This window comes from Chryseobacterium sp. 6424 (assembly GCF_003692615.1).
Lineage (GTDB): Bacteria > Bacteroidota > Bacteroidia > Flavobacteriales > Weeksellaceae > Kaistella.
In genome coordinates this window covers 627,571-649,920 of sequence record NZ_CP023540.1, presented here as the reverse complement: position 1 = coordinate 649,920, position 22,350 = coordinate 627,571, and the positions used below count along the sequence as shown (strand labels likewise).

Genomic DNA, 22,350 nt, shown 5'->3' with positions numbered 1-22,350 from the left:
CATCAAATATTTACATCATGAAGAAAATACTTTTGCTGCTGTTGGCCGGCATATCCTATCACGCTCATGCCCAGTACGGTACCGTAAACGCAGTGCTTGAAAGGTTGGAGGAGCGTCATGGCATTAATCAAAACCTCGCGGACGTAAATCTGGATAACGCAAAATTTGTCCTGATAAAAGATTTTGATGGCCATACCGAAAGAAACTTCCTCATCCTGCGTGGTAAAGAAGCTACTTATGTAGAAATGTTCGATGACAAGCAAAATGGCCAAACCACCTCAAATGTCTTTACCGGGGATGCCGTACGTGCACAGCACAACCTGCTCTCACTTCGAGCCGATAAGCTAGAGGGACAGAAGATTGCTTTGCCGCTCACCAAAACCCTGATGCTGACACGGCAGAAGAAAACCCTTTACCTCATTGATATTAACACCAGAGAACGCTGGATCGAAGAAAGTGCATTAAATAAAAAATAATTAATATTAAAAACGAAAATAAGGTTCAAAGTCTAAAGCAAATTTATACTTTGAACCTTTTCTTTAAAAAACCACCTTATGAAATCATTTGTACCATACAGCCCGGAGTCCGACTTTTCAATACATAACATCCCCTTTGGCGTGGCGGTTTTCGATCAGGAATATATCGCGTGCTGCACCCGGATCGGTGATTTGGTGATCGACCTGGCCACCCTTTACGATTATGGTTTCTTCGATGAAATAGAAGGCCTGAACGATAACATATTTGAAGCCTATACCTTAAATGAATTCATTGAGCTAGGCAAGCCGGTCACAAATGCGGTTCGTGTCAAAATCCAGGAACTACTGTTGGAAGATTCTAAACTTTCCAATGACGAAAAGACCAAGGAAGACTGTTTCTTCGATCTTGACCGGGTGAAAATGATGATGCCCCTACATATCCCGAACTATACCGATTTTTACAGCAGCATCGAACACGCGACCAATGTAGGCATGATGTTCCGCGATCCAGCGAACGCGCTTTTACCTAACTGGAAGCACTTGCCGGTAGGTTATCACGGCCGCGCTTCATCCATCGTAGTTTCCGGCAGCGAAATCATCCGTCCGAAAGGGCAAACAAAACCTGCCGATGCGGAAAAACCAGTCTTCGGGCCTACCAAACAGCTCGATTTTGAGCTTGAAATGGCTTTTGTCATCAATAAAAACACCGAAATGGGGGAAAGCATTTCTACCGAAGAAGCTGAGGACGCGATTTTCGGGATGGTTTTATTTAACGACTGGTCCGCACGCGATATCCAAAGTTGGGAATATGTTCCACTCGGACCATTTTTAGGTAAGAATTTCGGTAGTTCCATCTCGCCATGGGTAGTTACACTGGAGGCGCTGGAACCTTTCAGAACAAGTTCACCGCTACAAGACCCTGAAGTTCTTGATTATCTTAAATTTAATGGGAACCGCAATTTCGACATCAATCTACAAGTATTTTTGCAGCCAGAGAATGGAACAGAATGCCTGATCTCGCAAAGCAACTTCAAGTATATGTATTGGAACATGGCACAGCAACTCGCACACCACACAGTCAATGGCTGTAATATTGAAGTGGGCGATGTGTATGCCTCCGGAACTATATCGGGCAGCACGCCGGATTCTTACGGATCGATGCTGGAACTTACTTGGCGTGGCCAGAGACCATTAAAACTGAAGGACGGCCAGGAGCGGAAGTTCATTGAAGATAATGACACGGTGATCATGCGCGGTTACGCTGAGAAAGACGGAATCAGAGTTGGTTTCGGCGAAGTAAGCGGAAAGATCCTGCCGGCAAAAGAGAATGCTTAAAGTAAACATCCAACATGAAAACGATATCCCCCAAAGACTTAAACAACCTACAACTGCAAACGCTGCTGCAAACCGCCATCGCACCTCGTCCCATTGCACTAGCTTCCACAACAGACAAGGCGGGAAACATCAACCTCAGCCCGTTCAGTTTTTTCAACCTGTTCAGTACCAACCCGCCGGTAGTTGTATTTTCCCCCTCAAGAAGAGTACGCGATAATACCACGAAACACACGCTGGAAAACGTTCAGGAAGTTGCGGAAGTAGTCATCGGTATCGTAAATTATCCGATCGTTCAGCAGGTTTCCTTAGCTTCAACCGAATATGATAAAGGAACCAACGAATTTCTGAAAGCTGGGCTTACCATGAAAGACGCTGATCTTGTAAAGCCTAAACTAATTGACGAATGCCCTGTAAACCTAGAATGTAAGGTGGTCGAAATTAAACCCCTGGGAACAGAAGGCGGCGCCGGCAATCTGGTGATTTGTGAAATACTTAAAATTCATGTCCGCGAAGAATATCTGAATGAAGCAGGGACTCTTGATCAGAAGAAACTTGATCTGGTAGCGCGCCTCGGTGGAAACTGGTATTCCCGGAATGATGAAAATAACCTATTTGAAGTGCCTAAGCCTTTGGTGACGAAAGGCATTGGCTTTGATCGTCTGCCCACGGAAATAAGACATTCTAAAATACTTACGGGGAACGATTTGGCTATGCTGGCTAACGTAGAAAGCTTACCCGAGGCGCAGTTTCATAGTGATGAAAATGCACACGCAGCAGCAAAGAAACATCTTGAAAACAACCAACCCGAACTTGCCTGGCAAGTATTGACCGTTAAATAGAAAAGGGAGTGAAAAATCACTCCCTTCTTTTTATTCTTCTTCCTGTTTCAGACTCAAATCTTTGTTAAGGTCTGGGTTCAGTTTTAAGTAACGTTTCTGTTCATTATTCCTTAAGCGTATATTCAGCATTTCCACTGCCAAACTAAATGCAAGACATGAATAGATAATATTCTTGCTCACGTGCTGGTGAATACCTTCGGCCACCAACATCACCCCAATGACTACAAGGAATGATAGCGCCAGCATCTGTAAGCTTGGGTATTTATTAATGATGGCAGAGATTGGCCCGGCAAACGCCATCATAATACCAATAGAAACCACTACAGCAATTATCATCAGCATCACATTATCTACCAGACCTACTGCAGTAAGGATCGAATCAAGCGAAAATACCATATCAATCAATATAATCTGTAAAATGACCATCGTCATCAGTGTTGATGCGGAGGATTTCGGTTTATGGGATTCCTGATGTGGCTGCATTTTCCCATGAATCTCGAAGGTACTTTTACCAATAAGGAAAACTCCACCTACCAACAGTATGATATCTTTCCAGCTAAGAGCCAGCGGCGCATCGGTACCCGGTTCATTAAACCAACTGAGTGTGAGGACAGGATCTTTCAGAGAGATGATCCAATTGATCATCAGTAGCAGAATCACACGGAAGATCATAGCGAAAGCCAAGCCTAAATTACGCGCAAAACGTTGTTTTTCTTTAGGCAATTTGTCTGAAATGATGGAGATGAAGATAATATTATCCACACCCAATACAATTTCAAGGAAGGTAAGTGTCAGCAAGCTAACCCAGATTTGCGGGTCTGTAAAATTGGGCCAGTCGATACCGGTAAATAGATCCATAGGTAAAATTTTTATAAGGTGAAAAATAGTTTTTTTTATGAATGAAGCATCATATTACATGACTTCTTGCCGTAGAAAATCAATACACATCTCTACCGTAGCCTCTAGGTCGGCAGGCAGATCAGTCTCTACCCAAGGTTCTTTCGCACCGAAGGTATGATTCGCACCTTCTATCAGCCGCAGTTCTGAACTCTTACACCATTCATGCAGTAAGTAAGCTTCCTTATCCTTTACGGCGTCATCCTCAGTTCCCTGCACAATCAGAAATGGTTTTTCAAGATGTTGCGCCGCATATTGTACAGAAAACCGATTTTCATTCGCTTTATAATCTTCATAGAACTGGTAATAATGCGGCATTTGCTGCTTTGTACGGGCATTTTCAGAGTACATCACTCCGGTTTCGCGCCACTTATCCAACCGTTCACCGCTCGGGAAACGGTATCCAAAATGACTCACACCCGCTAATGAGATCAAAGTTTTCACCCGATCATCCTCAAAAGCTTTTATCACTGAAATTCCGGCGCCGCGACTATGGCCAATCAATACTATTTTTTCGGAATTGATGTTTGGGCGCGTACTGAAGCAGTTCAGGACCTCATCGTAATCAAGCATTTCTTTGCTGAAATTATTATTTCCGAAAGCATCTAAATCAGCAAACTCGGTAGGTTGTTCTACAGTAGTTCCGTTATGTGAAAAATTGAATTTCACAAAGAAGAAGCCTGCTTCGGCGAACTTTTCGGCCATAAGGTCCCAAGCACCCCAATCTTTGTAGCCTTTGTAACCGTGAGCAAAAATGATGAGCGGTAAGTTTTCAGAAGACTCGGGATAGAAAGCGTCTGCCAGAAAATTTCGGGTTACAGGATTTTCTATAAGAATATTACGCTCAATTGTGATATTGGTTTTCAGTCTTTGCATTGAAATTTAAATTAAATTTAACCCAAATAAAAAAATGATGAAGATTTACGCTTTCCTTTTTGTCTTCTGCTCCTCTGCAATAATCGCGCAAAATAATGAAGCGAAAATAAATTTGCTGAAAATAGTTGACGTAAGTTACGAATACAGGATTGCACACCACTTTTCAGCCGGTGTACATGCCGGAACGGGATTAGTAAAATTGTCTGATGACACACAAAACCGTCTGTTCCTGAAAGGTTTCGGAAGGTATTATCCGCTGAAAAGACAGAATTTCAGTAAACTGTATCTGCAACTTTCGGCGATCTATAATCGGGATGAATATTTTCCGCCTTCGGACCCGAACGTGAGACACCGTGTAGGCATGTACGAGGAAGCGGGCATTTTGGCAGGTCTTGGGTATAAATTCATGATCCGGGACAGGTTTTCGGTAGATGTATACGGCGATTTGGGTGTAGATCTGATACATCCGGAAGCTTTGTTACCGATACTGGGTGACGCGGGGCTGAGTTTGGGTTATCGGTTTTGATTTTTTTTCGTAGTTTTTTTTAGTTTGGTCTTGCCTGTCTAACCTTGTAAAAGTTTGGAACCTTGACAAGGTGGTGCAGAGTTTCTTGTGATGTTAAATAAGGGCGTTCCGTAGGAACGCTATTTTGCTTGCTATAGCTGATTGATAGCGCTCCTACGGAGCGCGCCTGGAAATATCAGATCATTGTTCTACACAGATAGGATTCCTCCGGAATCCGTTAAACCTTGTCAAGGCTGTGCGCGGCAGGCTTCAAGATTGCTGAGTTCACTGATCGGGGCTTGTAATCTGGCACGGCACCGCGTGAGCGATTGCAGCGGCATCCCTCTGCCTGCGGCAGCAGGCAGAGGATAGAGCGGAAAGCGCGGCCCGGGCGGCGGCCAAGGCGGCTGCGAGGGACACGCCCAAAAAAAATCACCCAGTAAAAAAACTGAGTGATTTGGAATTTGCTACCAGATCTTGATTCTTTCTTCCGGTGCTTTGTAAAGCTTATCGCCCGGTTTCACATCGAAAGCCTTGTAGAACGAATCTTGATTTACCAACGGCCCGAATGCACGGAAATAGCCTGGAGAGTGCGGATCTGTCTTCACCTGATTCACCATGTACTGCTCGGTAGATTTGGTTCTCCATACAGTTGCCCAACTCATAAAGAATCGTTGGTCTTGTGTAAAGCCACTGATTGGGCCTGGATTCCCATGATCTTTAAGATACATTTGGAGGGCTGTGTAGGCTACAGCTACACCACCAAGATCGCCGATGTTTTCACCACTGGTGAATTTCCCGTTGATGAAACTGCCTTTCACAGGTTCGTATTGGCTGTACTGATCTGCCAGTTTGCCTACTTTCAGGTCGAAGTTCTTGCGGTCAGCATCTGTCCACCAGTTGTTTAGGTTTCCGTCCCCATCAAAGCGAGAGCCCGAATCATCAAATCCGTGGGATATTTCGTGGCCGATTACAGCACCGATTCCACCGAAATTCACAGCAGGATCTGCTTTGAAATTGAAGAACGGCGGCTGAAGGATGGCTGCCGGGAACACGATTTCGTTATTGGAACCGCTGTAATACGCGTTTACGGTCTGCGGAGCCATTCCCCACTCTGTTTTATCTACCGGTTTACCTACTTTATCGAGGTTTTTCTCATACTGCCATTTCGAGACGTTTTGCAAGTTTGCATAATACGTTCCGCCCTGCTCTGGCGCGACGAGGGTTAATTTAGAGTAATCCTTCCAAGTGTCGGGATAGGCAATTTTCACACTGAATTTCGAGAGTTTATCCTGTGCTTTCACTTTGGTCTCATCAGACATCCAGTCGAGGTTCGCAATGTGATGCTGGAAGGCTTTTTTCAGGTAGCTGATGTAGGTTTCCATCTGTTCCTTTGCGCCGGCCGGGAAATATTTTTCCACGTACAGTTTACCGAAGGCTTCACCTAAAGTCCCGTTGATCACGCCCAGTCCGCGCTTATCCATCGCACGCTGTTCTTTCTGTCCTTGCAGATATTTGGAGTAAAAGTTGAAGTTGATATCATCCAAACGCTGGTCTAAACTTGTGGCGTTGCCGGATACCAAACGTGCTTTCATGTAATCTTTAATGAGAGGAAGCGTGCGTGCATTCATCCATGTATCCATCGTCTGAAGATACTTAATTTCGCTTACGATCACTTTATCGGTATTTACCCCTGCCTTGTTCAGATAGTTCTGTAGATCTACGTTCTTTACCAAAGTTTTCAGTTCAGCTACTGTTTTAGGATTATAACGCAGGTTGGCATCGCGGTTCTGCTCATTGGTGAGTAGGTTGGCGGCCAGTTGCTTTTCAAAAGCGACTACCTGCTGTGCGGTCTGGTCTGGGTTTTTATATCCAAGAACTGTGAACAGTTGTGCTACATAATTTTTATATTCCTCGAGGGTTTTGGTATTGGCATCGTTCTGTTTCTGATAGTAATCTCTGCCAAGGCCAAGGCTCGGCCCACCGAAATAAACCGCGTTCATGTTGGAATTTTTCAAATCCGGACCTACACGCCATGCATACAACGGATTGTCGCCAGTTTTGGTTGCTTCAATGAGATATTTCTGAAGGTCGGCAATGGTTTTTACTTGGTCGATTTTGGCAAGGTCAGCCTTTATCGGGTTGATGCCGTCAGCATTTCGTTTCTCCCAGTTCATGAATGTGCCGTAAAGCGCCTGGATTTTTTGCCCTTCCGAACCGGCCGGATAAGTTTCGCCCAAAATTTTGTTGAGGATTTCTAGTGACGCCACATCCACATCCTCACGAAGTGCATTGAAACTTCCCCATGATGCTTTATCTGAAGGGATTTCTGCGGTTTTCACCCAGTTACCATTCACATAGCTGAAAAAATCGTCTTGTGGACGTACGGAAGTATCCATGTAAGCCAAATTCAGCCCTTCTTCTTTTATGGGTTCTGCTTTGGTTTCTGTCTGTACAGTGGTTTCGGTGCTTTTGCTTTCTGCGGAGTTAATGGTACCGCAAGAGTTCAGGAGTACAAGTCCTGAGAATGCGAGTACGCCTATCGTCATCTTTTTCATGTAAATTATTTTTATTTTAGGTATGTCGAGGTTTTTAGTAAATCGTTACAAAGACTTTCATTAATTCAAAATTTCAAGAAGGATAATGACAGGATGCGTTAAACTTTAATAAAATTGCCATTAAAGTCACAATTTATGAATATTTTTACAAAAGCCCAAACAGAATTTTTCATAAGGCAATTATTACCTTACATCAATGCGGTAGCTTTACAGAACACCTATCTTTGCAGTATTAAATTTAATCATTAACCAAAAACAATATTATTATGGCAATGAAATGGAACTTAGACCCTACACACAGTGAAATTACCTTTAAAGTAAGACACATGATGATCTCTAACGTAAAAGGCGAATTCAAAACCTTCAACATAGAACTGGAAAGTGAGGATGACACCTTTAAAAACGTAAAGGTAACCGCAAAAATTGATACTAACTCTATCAATACCAATAATACAGACCGCGACACACATTTGAAGTCCGCGGAATTCTTCAACGCGGAAACTCACCCAGAAATCACTTTCAAAGCCACTTCCCTAAGCAACGATGTAACCGGTACACTTACCATCAACGGGGTTTCTAAGCCAGTGGTGCTTGATGTGGATTTCGGTGGCATCAACGTAGATCCTTGGGGACAGACCAAGGCCGGTTTCTCGTTTGAAGGGAAAATCAAAAGAAGCGACTTTGGCCTTAACTGGAACGCAACGCTGGAAGCAGGCGGTGTAATGGTATCTGATGAGGTGAAGATTGCCGGTGAACTTCAGTTTGTAAAACAAGCATAATAGTTAATAGTTTTTTTGTTTAAAGTTCACCCGAATACAGTATTCTGGTGAACTTTTCAATTTAAAAATATCAAAGATGAAACTTAAAGATCTAGAAAATATTTCAGACCACTTCTCGGCCACACCGAAAATGCCAGTACTATTTTTAGGACACGGCTCCCCGATGAACGCTATTGAGGAAAATGAGTTTGTGAGAGGCTTCAGAAACCTCTCCCGCGATTTACCGACACCCAACGCCATTTTATGCGTATCAGCACATTGGTTTACGAAAGGTACTTTTGTAACAGCCATGGAAATGCCACGTACCATCCACGATTTTTATGGTTTCCCGGAAGAGCTTTTTGCGGTAGAATATCCTGCGCCCGGCAGTCCGGGGCTTGCGCGTGAAACCGCACAACTGTTGGCACCGGTTACTGTTGAGGAAAACCATAATTGGGGCCTAGACCATGGCGCATGGAGTGTGATTAAACATCTATATCCGCAGGCCGACATCCCCGTAATCCAGCTAAGCATTGATTATACGAAGCCGCCCCAATATCATTTCGACCTGGCTAAAAGGCTGTATAAACTACGTGAAAAAGGCATCCTGATTATTGGCAGCGGCAATATTATCCATAATCTTCGTATGGTGGATTTCCGCAACATCAATACCATCGGCTATGGTTATGATTGGGCGCATGAGGCACACGAAAAGACCAATAATTGGCTGCTCGACGGCAATTTTCAGCATTTGATAGATTATGAAAAGCAGGGCGCAGCTTTACAGGCAGCGGTACCATCGCCCGACCATTACCTTCCACTGATCTATACCCTTGGTTTAAAGGAAAAATCTGATGACCTATCTCTGTTTAATGATGAGGTTATCGGTGGAAGCTTGAGTATGACGAGTGTAAGAATCGGTTAATTATCCCTGAGGATCATTAAAAATACGTCCAAAAACCCGCTTCATACGTTTTGCTGTATATGCGCAGACAACTGTCAGCCAGGATCTGAACAGATATTTTACGGATCTCCCTCCCTTTGCCGATATTAAAAACCGGATGAGGATTTTCTGAAATTTCAGTAAGATCATTATCAAACTCAGCCATCCAGCGGTAGCGGTAGCCTGCTATATCCTCATGAATGAAGGTTAGTTTACCGTCCGTCACTTTTTTCTCAAAAAAACCACTGAAATTTACGTCGCAATCCTCGGTCTTTTTTTCAACTGCCGGCAAAACACTGATGTTTTTGCTACAACGTGCTTCGCCTTTGGCGGTTTGCATTTTTACATATACCACCGCTGTTCCTTCTGAAGCGCCGGTGATTTTCACGGACTTTTTGTTTAAAGGTTTTATTAAACTTACTGTCGGGCTGCCCGCTGACCAGTGGTGACAGTCTGGGCACAGCGCGCTGTTATTCTCGACGGAGTACCCCTGCGTTTCACCGATATATAAAGTAGGGCTGCCATCAACATAACACTGGGCCGCAGCTATTTGATAAGCAAACAACAGCAGCAGTAAATATCTCTTCATTTTCATTAAACCTGAATTACACCTAAATTAAATTTTTCTGTAATAGGTGCATGATCTGCCGCTTCAATACCCATAGAAATCCAGGTGCGGGTATCAACGGGACTGATAATGGCATCTGTCCACAGTCTTGCGGCTGCGTAAGCAGGTTCTGTCTGTTTTTGATATTTCTCTGAAATAGACTTTAATATGTGCTGATGTTCTTCTTCGGTAATTTCCTTACCCTGCTTTTTCAAGGTAGATTCTTGTATTTGAGCCAACACTTTGGCCGCCTGGCTGCCGCCCATTACGGCAAGTTCTGCCCATGGCCAGGCTACAATCAGGCGCGGATCATAGGCTTTGCCACACATAGCATAATTGCCGGCACCATAAGAATTGCCGGTAATAACAGTAAATTTGGGAACGACAGAATTCGCAACGGCATTCACCATCTTCGCTCCGTCTTTTATAATACCGCCATGTTCAGATTTGGAGCCGACCATGAAGCCTGTGACATCCTGCAAAAAAACGAGGGGGATTTTTCTTTGGTTACAATTGGCTATAAAACGCGTGGCTTTATCGGCAGAGTCGGAATAGATAACACCTCCGAACTGCATTTCTCCTTTACCGCTTTTCACCATCTTCCGCTGGTTGGCAACTATCCCCACACTCCAGCCATCAATTCTGGCGGTAGCACAGATGATGGTTTTGCCATAATCAGGTTTATATTCCTCAAACTCTGAATTATCCACGAGGCACCTGATAATGTTATAAGTATCATATTGGTCTGCACGCGATGCTGGCATATGGCCGAAAATATGGTCGATGTTTTCAGCAGGCGGGCGGCTTTCAATACGGTCGAAACCTGCTTTTTCATAGCTGCCGACTGTTTTCATTATTTTTTTGATGCGGTCTAAGGCATCTTTATCATCTTTGGCTTTATAATCGGTAACACCTGAAATTTCACAATGGGTAGTGGCTCCACCCAAGGTTTCGTTATCAATATTTTCGCCGATGGCGGCTTTTACCAGATAGCTGCCTGCCAGAAAAATTGAGCCTGTTTTATCCACGATCATCGCTTCATCACTCATAATAGGCAAGTATGCACCACCGGCTACACAACTACCCATGATGGCAGAAATCTGAATGATCCCCATCGAGCTCATTTTTGCATTGTTGCGGAAGATGCGGCCGAAATGCTCTTTGTCCGGGAAGATCTCATCTTGCATCGGTAGATACACACCGGCGGAATCTACCAGATAGATGATCGGCAATTTATTTTCCATGGCGATTTCCTGGGCGCGCAGATTTTTTTTACCGGTAATAGGGAACCACGCACCGGCTTTTACCGAAGCGTCATTGGCAACTACCAAGCACTGTCGACCGGAAACGTAACCCATCACCACTACTACGCCACCACTGGGGCAGCCGCCATGCTCGCTGTACATGCCAAAGCCGGCAAATGCACCGATTTCAATGGATTTTGAATTTTTATCGAGTAGATATTCAATACGCTCACGGGCGGTGAGCTTGCCTTCATCACGTTGCTTTTGCAGGCGTTTTTCGCCTCCACCTTTTTTTATTTCGGATAGAAGACGGTTGATGCCGGAAAGTTTGAGTTTATTATGGTCTTCACGTTTGTTAAATTCCAAATCCATGGGTTAAAAAAATTTGCTTAAAGATAGTATATTTAAAGAAATATTTTTTGGTAAAAGGGTGTGTAAGGTAAGGCTTTGAGCAACAGAATTTTATTTATCATTTTTTAACATAAAAATATTGCCTTGAGCATAATATTTGGTAGTAAGTATCGTTAAGATAAGTAGAATTCCGAAAACGTTTCTTGCGCAATTAAGAAATTCGGTTCCTAGTTTATTTTTTTAATAGTTTATTATTTGAAGGCCCCAAAAGTTGTAAAAGATTTTTGGGGTTTTTGTTATGCTGAAGTTCAGGTGAGGATAATTATCATAAAAACCAGATCTGATTTGTAGATTTGCAGTTATTAAAAAATTACTGTGTATAAAAACTCTGCTCTTTTCAGGCTGCATATAATTGTTTTTCTGTGGGGATTCACCGCTGTGTTGGGTAAGCTCATTCATACCAATGCACAGTTACTGGTATTTTACAGGATGCTTTTTGCGTCTGTTTTTCTGTTTATGTTCATCAGGTTTATACGTCGGGGGAGTTTGCGGGTTCCTAAAAAGCTGTTGCTGCAACTGGTGGCCATTGGCGGTTTTATGGGCTTTCACTGGTTGTTCTTTTTCTATAGCATCAAGGTATCAAATGTGTCGATCGCGCTAAGCTGCCTGTCGCTTTCCACCCTTTTCAGCTCTATTCTGGAGCCTGTTGTTTTTAAACGCCGGATTGATGTCTCAGAGGTCATCATGGGCATCATCATCGTCATTTGTATGGGACTGATCTTCAAAACAGAGTTTCATTATAAGGAAGGGATTTTCTTCGGAATTCTTACGGCCCTATTCGGGACGATCTTCCAGGTCTATAACGGTAAGATTTATGGTAAGACCAGTTCTTCCAACATCATTTTCTATGAAATATTTTCAGGGTTTCTCATTTTAAGCATATTCTATTTATTTACCGGGCAAATCTGGAGTGTGGGCGAAATAAGTTACCGTGATCTGGCGTTAATCATTCTGCTTGCAGGTGTCTTTACCGCCTACCCGATGTTAGAGTCGGTGAGTCTGATGAAATACATTTCGCCATTCACGCTTATTCTTACCATTAATCTGGAGCCTGTCTATGGGATTATTCTCGCTTTTTTTATCTTTGGCGAATCCGAGCAGATGAATCCTGTATTTTACATAGCATCTTTAATAATGATTTTGGCCATTGTGGTCAACGGCGTCATTAAAGCAAGGAAAAACACACAAGCCAAAAAACTGGAAATCTGATGAAAAAAGTAATACTTTGCCTACTGATGCTTTACGGACTAAATACCGAGGCCCAGATCGTTCGGAAATACTCCAACGAGTTTCTGAATATCGGAGCCGGCGCGCGCGGGCTTGCCATGGGTGGCGCCGTAACATCCAGCCAGGCAGATGTTTATTCGCCCATGTGGAATCCTGCAGGGCTCGCAGCAATCGACCGCGACTGGCAGGGTGCAGCCATGCACGCGGAATATTTTGAATCTATCGCGAAATACGATTATCTGGCTTTTGCCAAACCCCTTGATAACAAAAACGGTGTATTCGCCATCTCGCTCATACGCCTCGGGGTCGACAACATACTGAATACCACACAATTAATTGATGCTGAGGGAAATATTGATTATGATAAAATCACCAGCTTCTCCCAGTCCGATTATGCAGCGCTTATTTCTTACGCATTCCGGCCGGGCGGCAATCACCGGCTAGCTGTAGGCGTCAATGCTAAAATGGTCTATAGAAATGTAGGCAAATTTGCGAGTGGCTATGGATTTGGGTTTGACGCGGGTGTCCTCTACAATGCCGATAATGGCTGGAGTTATGGTGCCATGCTTCGTGATGCGACTACCACGGTAAATTTCTGGACCATCAACCAAGAGGAGCTTTCTACCATCGTGAACGGTGAAGAATTTAATCCAGCGCCTGCAGATAAACTTGAAATCAGTATGCCAAAACTGAATGTAGGCCTTAGCCGGAATTTTGACATCAACCGCGATCTTGCGTTTACACCAGAGGCGGGCCTTAACATAGATTTTGCAAAAACAGCCGCACTGATCTCGACAGATTTCGCGAGTATTACGCCATACGCCGGAGCCGAACTCAGATTTCAGGACCTGATATTCGTGAGGATCGGCGTCAATCGTTTTCAGTCGATTACTGACATTGAAGATCTTAAGAGGAAGGTATCTTTTCAGCCAAGCGGCGGTATCGGCATCAAATATCAGGGCTTAACGCTGGATTACGCGATTACCAATTCGGGGATTGGTGGCTCTAATTTTTTCTCAAATTTTTTCTCTCTTAAACTTGATATGGGAGACTTCAGAAATTAACTTATTAAAAACCATCAATGATGAAAAATATAATACACCTTGGCTTTCTATTCATTTTCTGTGCCTTATCAGCGCAAAGCATTTCCGACTTCAGCTATATTAAAATATCGCGTACCGGAGATTTCAAAAACAATGAATATGGTTTAATAAACCTTCTACAAACAAAACTTCAGGAAAGAAAATATCTCCTGCTACCGGATGATGTAAGCCTTTGGCCCGAAAATGCCCAAAAAAATCCTTGTCAGATTTTAAAAGCAGAACTAAAAAACACCAGCAGTTTCTTTAAGAATAAGGTGCGTGTTGATTTTAAGGACTGTAAGGACCAAACTATTGGTTACCAGGAAGGAACATCAAGCATCAAAGACTACGAACCTGGCTACCGCGAAGCACTGGGTTTTGCCTTAAAACCAATACCACAGTCCAATGGGTTAGCACAAAACAATATCCAAATCTCGGCTGCGGGCAATGAAGCCATCACAGCAAAGAAAGCGATTGAAACAGGGGCACCGGCCATTTTCAGTAACGGAAATATGAAGTTTAACCAGATTTTCATCTCTGAAGACCAATTCATCCTTGCAGAAGCCAACCAATCTACCCCTTTCGCTACATTTAAAAATTCAAGTAAAAAAGAGGTGTATCATGTACGATTACGTGATGGGCAGCATACATTGGGTTACACCGAAGATGGTTCAGTTGTGGTTGATATGCCATTTCCCGATGGTACTTTCCGTAAAGAAATCTTCAGGAAACTGTGATTAGGGCGTATTAAAATATTCCCAAACCAAACCACCGCGGCTTTTACCTAAGATTTCCTCTAAAGTTTCGCGCGAGGCTTCTTTCACTCTTTTTACTGATTTTAATTTTTTCAATAATAAATCGACTGCTTTTTCACCAATACCTGGTATTTCTTCAAGTTCAGTCTTAATAGTTGAATTTTTACGCCGCGCGCGGTGATGTTTGACGCCAAAACGGTGCGATTCGTCCCGAACTCGCTGAAGGATTTTTAAGGTCTCTGATTTTTTGTCAAGATATAACGGGACCGGGTCCTCTGGGAAGTAAATTTCCTCAAGACGTTTGGCGATACCGATAATCGTGATTTTCCCGTAAAGTCCCAGCAGTTTCAAACTTTTTACGGCGGATGAGAGTTGGCCTTTTCCCCCATCAATCAAGATAAGTTGCGGGAGAGGTTCATTTTCATCCAAAAGTCGTTTATACCGCCGGTGGATGACCTCTTCCATCGTGGCAAAATCATTGGCACCAACCACGGTCTTTGGATGGAAGATTCGGTAGTCGGCCTTGCTGGGTTTGCCATTTTTAAAGACGACACACGCTGAAACGGGGTTTGTTCCTTGGATGTTTGAGTTATCGAAACCTTCGATATGGCGGGGTTCCACGGGCATTCTCAGCAGTCTTTGCATCTCTGCCATGATCCGGTTGGTATGACGTTCAGGGTCAATAATCTGTACTGCTTTCAGTTTTTCGATGCGGTATTCTTTGGCATTTTTTTCAGAGAGTTCTACGATTCTTTTTTTATCACCAACCTTAGGAACAATCAATTTGACATTCGGGATCTCGAGCGAGAGGTGAAACGGAATCAGGATTTCACGTGAATCTGAACCGAATTTCTGTCGGATTTCAATCATGGCTTCTTCGAGGATATCTTCATCACTCTCTTCGAGCACTTTTTTAATTTCGGTGGTGAAGCTCTGTATAATACTGCCATTCTGTATCTTAAAGTAATTAATGTAAGCCGCACTTTCATCACTGGTCATGCCGAAGACATCTACATCATCAATGTTCGGATTTACTACAGTATGTTTGTGCTGATAGTTCTCAAGCAGGTCAATACGTTCTTTTATAAGGTGCGCATCTTCAAACTGTAGGTTTTGGGCAAACTTCATCATTTGGTTTTCCAGATAATTTCTGGCTTTTCGGAAATCACCTTTGATAATACCGCGTATCGCATCAATTTTCTGGTCATATTCTTCCTTAGACTCCAGCATTTCGCACGGGCCCTGGCAGTTTTTGATGTGAAATTCGAGGCATACTTTGTATTTTCCCTCGGCTATTTTTGCCGGTGCCAAATTCAGGTTGCAGGTTCGGAGTTTATAAAGGTGTTTGATGGTATCCAACAGTACTTTAGCGGGTTTTACTTTTGCGTAAGGGCCGTAGTATTCAGAGCCATCCTTGATCCTGGTCCGGGTAAGAAAAATGCGCGGGAAATCTTCATTCTTAATGCAAATCCATGGGTAAGATTTGTCATCTTTCAACATTACGTTATAGAATGGCTGGTGTTCCTTAATCAGGTTGTTTTCCAGCAGCAACGCGTCGTATTCACTTGGCACGATAGTCGTCTCCAAACGATGTATTTTCCCAACCATGATACGCGTTCGGTAGCCAGATAAGTTCTTATTGAAATAAGACAGCACTCTTTTTTTAAGGTGTTTTGCTTTACCTACATACAGTAGCTGCCCGTTTTTATCGTAATAACGGTACACTCCGGGTTCCGAAGGAAGTGTCTTTAGCTGTAACTCAAGATCAGGATTCATAAGACAAAAATAAAGAATTTGCTTTTGTTTGAAGTGGGAGAATAAATGCTGTGAGATACATTGTTAATCCATATTTTTAATTAGATATTTTAGGGTGAAAATACCGTGCGGGAAGATGCTTATGTCTTTACATTTGTCGAAGTTTAATACAGTTAAAAACTGTTAAAAACTGATAAACCAACGAACATGAAAATCAAAATTCTGCTGATATCTCTGGTATTGGCGCAGCTATTTTATTCACAGAACGCCGACTATGCCCAACTGAGCCAAAAACTGAACCAAAACCGACTCGAGATATTTGAACTCAGCCGTCAGGTACAGTATTACAAAAATGTACTTAATTCTACAAAAGCCGTGCGTAAGGCTACTTTCGAAGATTTAGATATTGATATTACACAGGTCATAGGCTCACGCAAAGATGGTAATATTGCCATTTCATTTAATTACAAGAATACAGCCGACAGTCCACGGCGGATCTTACAGTGTGAGCGTGCGGTGATGGTTGATATGCAAGGCAACCAATACCAGACTACACACTTATATCTTGCGCCAAATGGGAAGGTTGTGACTAATGATATTTTGCAGAATGTGCCGTATAAAGGCGGTATACTTTTCAAGAAAACCGATGCGTATTTCCCTGTAATTAAGGCTTTAATCCTTTATCTGTACCCGATTGACCAAATATCAAATCCGCAGCCTGTAGTTTTCGAAAACGTACCGGTCATCTGGTGATAAATATTATCCGTAAGCACCCGAAATTTCCTTATTTTTAAGGAAAAATTAAGATATGGTTTACGGTACAGATTTCTTCACCATAAAAGACATCGAAGAAATAATCTCAAATCCTAGGATAGCTCGCCTTGATGATCGTGCAATTGCCCGCATACAAAAATCGCAGGACAATGTGCAGAACATTGTAGAATCTGCCCGAACAGTCTATGGCATCAATACAGGCTTCGGCCCATTGTGTGATGTTAAAATCTCAGCAGAAGAAACCGCTACATTACAGTATAACTTAATAATATCTCATGCTGTGGGTGTAGGCAAACCCATATCGAAAGACCTATCAAAAGTAATGATGGTCACGAAGATTCATGCATTATCCAGAGGTTTCTCGGGGGTTTCCCTAGAAGTGATCGAACGGATGATCTGGATGTTGGAGAATGACATTATTCCCGTAGTTCCAGAGCAGGGTTCTGTAGGTGCATCTGGTGATCTGGCACCGCTGGCCCATTTAGTTTTACCACTTATAGGTTTAGGGAAAGTTTGGGCAGGAAACGCCATCAAAGATACTGCTGAAGTCTTGCAAAACTTTGGGATAACACCATTGAAGCTCGGTCCCAAGGAAGGTTTAGGGTTAATTAATGGTACGCAGTTTATACTTGCACACGCTGTTTTGGGGTTATTAAAATTTGAATATTTACTCGACCTGGCAGATTTAACCGCGGCCATGAGTCTTGAAGCCTACCGTGGATCCGCAAGTCCTTTTAAAGCAGAGCTTCACCAAATACGGCCTTTTAAAGGAAGTCTGTTAGTTGCTGAAAGAATGCGCAAATTCCTGGAAAATTCTGAAAACCTGCAGGCGCACGAATCATGCGACCGCGTACAAGACCCTTACTCCATGCGATGTGTACCACAAGTGCACGGCGCCAGCAGAAACGCCTATGAACATCTGAAAGAACTTGCCGAAACTGAAATTAATTCTGTCACCGACAATCCTATTGTACTGAGTGAAGAAGAATCCATCTCAGGCGGTAATTTTCATGGGCAACCCTTAGCCTTACCTCTTGATTATGCGACTTTAGCTGCAGCCGAACTCGGAAATATTTCGGACAGGCGGAGCTATCTTTTGCTAGAAGGTAAATTCGGACTTCCAAGACTTCTGACAGAAAGTACAGGGCTTAATTCAGGTTTTATGATTCCGCAATATACATCAGCAGCATTGGTGACAGAGAATAAAACGCTATGTTTTCCGGCTTCGGCAGATTCCATACCAACAAGTTTAGGCCAAGAAGATCATGTGTCGATGGGAAGTATTTCGGGTAGAAAATTCAATCAAGTATTAGGAAACCTCGAAAATATCTTGGCTGTCGAACTAATGTTTGCTGCCCAAGGGTTAGAGTTCAGACGACCTGCAAAATGTTCGAATTATGTAGAAGATGCCTACACATTGATTCGTACCAAAGTTTCAAAGTTAGAAGACGACCGGTTGATTGGCGAGGACATGTTGGCGATTGCAGCGTTAATTAGAGACAAGAAATTTATAGTAAAATAAAGTGATGATAAAAATTGTCATTGTTGCCGCATGCTGCTTGATAGGAAATGTCGCAAATGCACAGCAAACCAAGGAACAAAAAGTAAAGGAGTTACTTTCAATCACAGGTACCACCCAAATGATGGAAAGCACTTTTGAGCAAATATTAAGCTATTATCAATCGACATACCCTGATGTGCCGACAGAATATTGGCAGAAAGCCATGAAACTGGCCAATTTTGACCAAGTGATTGACCAAATTATACCTGTATATCTAAAACATTTTTCCGAAAGCGAGATTAGTGATGTTATTGCTTTTTATAAAACGACGACAGGGCAAAAAATAATAATAAAAATGCCGGTTATCTACCAAGAAAGTATGGAGATTGGGCGAGAATGGGGAACTGAACTGGCTAAAAAAATCGAAAAGGATATATTAAAAGAGAAAAACCTAACATCACCGCCATCTCCCAAGCAAAGAGAATAGCTTTTAATGTTTTTTAGTCTTCGCCTTCTGCAATGGAAGGTCTTTTTTGTTTTTTGTGTAACAACTGAGTAAAGAATTTATTAATCTATATAATTGTAGAATCATTAAATATCAGTTGCGGTTGTAAGGTATACAGTTCTATAGAAAAATTATAGTTTACATGAATATGAATCCAAACTATTTAGGCATAAAAAAACCTCAATCAAATAAATGATTGAGGTTTAAAAAGACTGGCGGCGACCTACTCTCCCGCTTTCGCAGTACCATCGGCGCTAGAGGGCTTAACTTCTGTGTTCGGAATGGGAACAGGTGAGCCCCTCTGCTAAAACCACCCTAAATATGTTATTTAGAGTCAAGATGCTAGATTCAAGATGCAAGACTTTAATCTTGGTTCTTGGTTCTGATATCTTGGTTCTATTGTTATCGATAAAAACGCTCACAAAGAGTAAACCTTTAATGCACTTACGTGGATATTGGGTATATTAAGCTATAAATCTACGGGTAATTAGTACTACTCGGCTATGACATTACTGACTTTACACCTGTAGCCTATCAACGTTGTCATCTCCAACGACCCTTAAAAGATGTCTCATCTTGAGGCAGGTTTCGCACTTATATGCTTTCAGTGCTTATCCTTACCAAACGTAGCTACTCAGCGGTGCACCTGGCGGTACAACTGATACACCAGAGGTTTGTTCAAATCGGTCCTCTCGTACTAGATTCAAGCCCTCTCAAACATCTAACGCCCGCAATAGATAGAGACCGAACTGTCTCACGACGTTCTGAACCCAGCTCGCGTGCCACTTTAATGGGCGAACAGCCCAACCCTTGGGACCTTCTCCAGCCCCAGGATGTGACGAGCCGACATCGAGGTGCCGAACCTCCCCGTCGATGTGAGCTCTTGGGGGAGACTAGCCTGTTATCCCCGGAGTACCTTTTATCCTATGAGCGATGGCCCTTCCATACGGAACCACCGGATCACTATGTCCTGCTTTCGCACCTGATCGACTTGTAGGTCTCACAGTCAAGCACCCTTATGCCATTACACTCTACGCACGGTTACCAAGCGTGCTGAGGGTACCTTTGAAAGCCTCCGTTACTCTTTTGGAGGCGACCACCCCAGTCAAACTACCCACCACGCAATGTCCTCCGACAAGTCGGAGTTAGGCTCCAAATAAACAAAGGGTGGTATTTCAACGTTGACTCCACAGACACTGGCGTGCCCGCTTCAAAGTCTCCCACCTATCCTACACATTGTTTATTCAAAGTCAATACGAAGTTATAGTAAAGGTTCACAGGGTCTTTTCGTCCCATTGCGGGTAATCGGCATCTTCACCGATACTACAATTTCACAGAGCTCATGGTTGAGACAGTGCCCAGATCGTTACACCATTCGTGCAGGTCGGAACTTACCCGACAAGGAATTTCGCTACCTTAGGACCGTTATAGTTACGGCCGCCGTTTACTGGGGCTTCAGTTAATTGCTTCGCTTACGCTAACAACCTTCCTTAACCTTCCAGCACCGGGCAGGTGTCAGACCCTATACAGCATCTTTCGATTTAGCAGAGTCCTGTGTTTTTGATAAACAGTCGCCTGGGCCTCTTCACTGCGGCCACCATTGCTGATGGCGTCTCTTCTTCCGAAGTTACGAGACTATTTTGCCTAGTTCCTTAACCATGATTCACTCTAGCACCTTAGGATTCTCTCCTCGACTACCTGTGTCGGTTTTGGTACGGGTTGCTTCACTTCGGCTTTTCTTGGAATCTATTTCCCTGCAGCAGCTTCGCCCGAAGGCTAGGCCTTGACTATTCCGTCAGTCTCCAGCAAGTACGTAAATCCGTCCCCTTTTTAGTGTGAGCAAGTATGGGAATATTAACCCATTGTCCATCCACTTCCCCTTTCGGGTTCGCGTTAGGTCCCGACTAACCCTCAGCTGATTAGCATGGCTGAGGAAACCTTAGTCTTTCGGTGAGCGGGTTTCTCGCCCGCTTTATCGTTACTTATGCCTACATTTTCTTTTCTGTCCGCTCCACAATACCTCACGATACTGCTTCTGTGCAAACAGAATGCTCCCCTACCAGATATAACTCTAAAGTTATAAATCCATAGCTTCGGTACTATACTTATGCCCGATTATTATCCATGCCGAACCGCTCGACTAGTGAGCTGTTACGCACTCTTTAAATGAATGGCTGCTTCCAAGCCAACATCCTAGCTGTCAATGCAGTTCAACCGCGTTGTTTCAACTTAGTATAGATTTGGGGACCTTAGCTGTTGGTCCGGGTTCTTTCCCTTTCGGACATGGACCTTAGCACCCATGCCCTCACTGCCGACGAACATTTATTAGCATTCGGAGTTTGTCAGGAATTGGTAGGATTTGACTCCCCCGCATCCAATCAGTAGCTCTACCTCTAATAAACTTTACATCGACGCTGCACCTAAATGCATTTCGGGGAGTACGAGCTATCTCCCAGTTTGATTGGCCTTTCACCCCTACCCACAAGTCATCCGAAGACTTTTCAACGTCAACCGGTTCGGTCCTCCACTTTGTGTTACCAAAGCTTCAACCTGCCCATGGGTAGATCACAAGGTTTCGCGTCTAATCCTACTAACTATGCGCCCTATTCAGACTCGCTTTCGCTCCGCCTCCGCACCTGAAGTGCTTAAGCTCGCTAGTAAAATTAACTCGTAGGCTCATTATGCAAAAGGCACGCCGTCACAGAATAAATCTGCTCCGACCGCTTGTAGGCGTACGGTTTCAGGTTCTCTTTCACCCTTCTATTCGAAGTGCTTTTCACCTTTCCTTCACAGTACTTGTTCACTATCGGTCTTTCAGGAGTATTTAGCCTTGGAGGATGGTCCCCCCATATTCAGACAGGATTTCACGTGTCCCGCCCTACTCATTTATCATCAAAATATGCCTTTCATCTACGGGGCTATCACCCTCTATGGCTGTTCTTTCCAGAACATTCTATTAAACATATAATGACTTTTGGGCTAATCCGCTTTCGCTCGCCACTACTTACGGAATCTCTTCGATTTCTTTTCCTCCGGGTACTTAGATGTTTCAGTTCTCCGGGTTTGCTTCCCGATAAATCGGGATGACTGGTCTTCAACCAGACGGGTTGCCCCATTCGGACATCTGCGGATCAATTCGTGTGTGCCGATCCCCGCAGCTTTTCGCAGCTTACCACGTCCTTCTTCGCCTCTGAAAGCCTAGGCATCCGCCATACGCCCTTAACGATTTCTTTCCTAATATAAATTAGTTTAGTTGTTTTGTCGATAATTCAATTATCAACCTATTTTTAAACTCCGCACCC

The 22,350-nt window shown here is 43.4% G+C and carries 18 protein-coding genes and 2 rRNA genes; 12 read left to right on the top strand and 8 right to left on the bottom strand.

Annotation, left to right across the window (positions count from 1 at the left end; all coding sequences use genetic code 11):
• Positions 1-17: 17 nt before the first annotated feature.
• The 3 genes from CO230_RS03035 (at position 18) to CO230_RS03025 (ending at position 2,650) form a co-directional block, all read left to right on the top strand.
• Positions 18-476 (top strand): hypothetical protein, encoded by a 459-nt coding sequence (locus CO230_RS03035; RefSeq protein WP_122027250.1) that lies wholly within the window; start codon positions 18-20, stop codon positions 474-476.
• Between the two features lie 78 nt (positions 477-554).
• Positions 555-1,811: a fumarylacetoacetase gene (gene fahA, locus CO230_RS03030; RefSeq protein ID WP_122027249.1), complete on the top strand. Its 1,257-nt coding sequence runs from the start codon at positions 555-557 to the stop codon at positions 1,809-1,811.
• A 14-nt stretch (positions 1,812-1,825) separates the two neighbouring features.
• Positions 1,826-2,650 carry a flavin reductase family protein gene (locus CO230_RS03025; RefSeq protein WP_122027248.1) on the top strand — a complete coding sequence of 275 codons (825 nt, stop codon included), beginning with the start codon at positions 1,826-1,828 and terminating at the stop codon, positions 2,648-2,650.
• A gap of 30 nt (positions 2,651-2,680) precedes the next feature.
• On the opposite strand, the gene CO230_RS03020 is transcribed toward CO230_RS03025, so the two are convergent.
• Together CO230_RS03020 and CO230_RS03015 are read right to left on the bottom strand one after the other, a co-directional pair.
• Positions 2,681-3,508, bottom strand: coding sequence for a TerC family protein (locus CO230_RS03020; protein WP_122027247.1), 828 nt, complete (start codon positions 3,506-3,508; stop codon positions 2,681-2,683).
• 54 nt (positions 3,509-3,562) lie between these two features.
• Entirely contained in the window at positions 3,563-4,423 is an 861-nt protein-coding gene (locus CO230_RS03015) for an alpha/beta hydrolase family protein (RefSeq protein WP_122027246.1), read from the bottom strand.
• 34 nt (positions 4,424-4,457) lie between these two features.
• Here CO230_RS03015 and CO230_RS03010 point away from each other — a divergent pair, with 34 nt between their 5' ends.
• Positions 4,458-4,949, top strand: coding sequence for a DUF3575 domain-containing protein (locus tag CO230_RS03010; protein ID WP_122027245.1), 492 nt, complete (start codon positions 4,458-4,460; stop codon positions 4,947-4,949).
• A 446-nt stretch (positions 4,950-5,395) separates the two neighbouring features.
• Here CO230_RS03010 and CO230_RS03005 read toward each other — a convergent pair whose 3' ends face one another.
• Positions 5,396-7,486 carry a M13 family metallopeptidase gene (locus CO230_RS03005; protein ID WP_122027244.1) on the bottom strand — a complete coding sequence of 697 codons (2,091 nt, stop codon included), beginning with the start codon at positions 7,484-7,486 and terminating at the stop codon, positions 5,396-5,398.
• Positions 7,487-7,752: 266 nt separating this feature from the next.
• Here CO230_RS03005 and CO230_RS03000 point away from each other — a divergent pair, with 266 nt between their 5' ends.
• Positions 7,753-8,265 carry a YceI family protein gene (locus CO230_RS03000; RefSeq protein WP_122027243.1) on the top strand — a complete coding sequence of 171 codons (513 nt, stop codon included), beginning with the start codon at positions 7,753-7,755 and terminating at the stop codon, positions 8,263-8,265.
• Positions 8,266-8,341: 76 nt separating this feature from the next.
• Positions 8,342-9,169 carry a 4,5-DOPA dioxygenase extradiol gene (ygiD, locus tag CO230_RS02995; protein WP_122027242.1) on the top strand — a complete coding sequence of 276 codons (828 nt, stop codon included), beginning with the start codon at positions 8,342-8,344 and terminating at the stop codon, positions 9,167-9,169.
• 16 nt (positions 9,170-9,185) lie between these two features.
• On the opposite strand, the gene CO230_RS02990 is transcribed toward ygiD, so the two are convergent.
• Complete coding sequence (locus CO230_RS02990; RefSeq protein ID WP_162989964.1) at positions 9,186-9,776, bottom strand: hypothetical protein; 591 nt, start codon at positions 9,774-9,776, stop codon at positions 9,186-9,188.
• Positions 9,777-9,781: 5 nt separating this feature from the next.
• The gene (locus CO230_RS02985; RefSeq protein ID WP_122027240.1) at positions 9,782-11,410 is read right to left on the bottom strand and encodes an acyl-CoA carboxylase subunit beta; all 1,629 of its coding nucleotides are present in this window, start codon (positions 11,408-11,410) and stop codon (positions 9,782-9,784) included.
• Positions 11,411-11,764: 354 nt separating this feature from the next.
• Here CO230_RS02985 and CO230_RS02980 point away from each other — a divergent pair, with 354 nt between their 5' ends.
• The 3 genes from CO230_RS02980 to CO230_RS02970 are packed head-to-tail and all read left to right on the top strand — an operon-like array spanning position 11,765 to position 14,495.
• On the top strand, positions 11,765-12,658 hold the full coding sequence (locus CO230_RS02980; RefSeq protein ID WP_122027239.1) for a DMT family transporter: 894 nt from the start codon (positions 11,765-11,767) through the stop codon (positions 12,656-12,658).
• Positions 12,658-13,740 (top strand): PorV/PorQ family protein, encoded by a 1,083-nt coding sequence (locus CO230_RS02975; protein WP_122027238.1) that lies wholly within the window; start codon positions 12,658-12,660, stop codon positions 13,738-13,740. The genes CO230_RS02980 and CO230_RS02975 overlap by 1 nt, the downstream gene beginning before the upstream one ends.
• Before the next feature lie 17 nt (positions 13,741-13,757).
• A complete protein-coding gene (locus CO230_RS02970; protein ID WP_122027237.1) occupies positions 13,758-14,495 on the top strand; it encodes a hypothetical protein in 738 nt (245 codons plus the stop codon).
• Here CO230_RS02970 and uvrC read toward each other — a convergent pair whose 3' ends face one another.
• Complete coding sequence (gene uvrC, locus CO230_RS02965) at positions 14,496-16,289, bottom strand: excinuclease ABC subunit UvrC (RefSeq protein ID WP_122027236.1); 1,794 nt, start codon at positions 16,287-16,289, stop codon at positions 14,496-14,498. It lies immediately after the preceding gene.
• A gap of 186 nt (positions 16,290-16,475) precedes the next feature.
• Between uvrC and CO230_RS02960 the strand changes: the two genes are divergently transcribed.
• Genes CO230_RS02960 through CO230_RS02950 form a run of 3 tightly spaced genes read left to right on the top strand, consistent with a single transcriptional unit; the run spans position 16,476 to position 19,030 of the window.
• Positions 16,476-17,021, top strand: a complete 546-nt coding sequence (locus CO230_RS02960; protein WP_122027235.1) for a hypothetical protein — start codon at positions 16,476-16,478, stop codon at positions 17,019-17,021.
• 55 nt (positions 17,022-17,076) lie between these two features.
• Entirely contained in the window at positions 17,077-18,564 is a 1,488-nt protein-coding gene (hutH, locus tag CO230_RS02955; protein ID WP_122027234.1) for a histidine ammonia-lyase, read from the top strand.
• Positions 18,565-18,568: 4 nt separating this feature from the next.
• Complete coding sequence (locus tag CO230_RS02950) at positions 18,569-19,030, top strand: DUF2059 domain-containing protein (RefSeq protein ID WP_122027233.1); 462 nt, start codon at positions 18,569-18,571, stop codon at positions 19,028-19,030.
• 228 nt (positions 19,031-19,258) lie between these two features.
• On the opposite strand, the gene rrf is transcribed toward CO230_RS02950, so the two are convergent.
• Together rrf and CO230_RS02940 are read right to left on the bottom strand one after the other, a co-directional pair.
• Positions 19,259-19,366, bottom strand: a 5S ribosomal RNA gene (gene rrf, locus CO230_RS02945).
• A 149-nt stretch (positions 19,367-19,515) separates the two neighbouring features.
• A 23S ribosomal RNA gene (locus tag CO230_RS02940) occupies positions 19,516-22,281 on the bottom strand.
• Positions 22,282-22,350 lie beyond the last annotated feature (69 nt).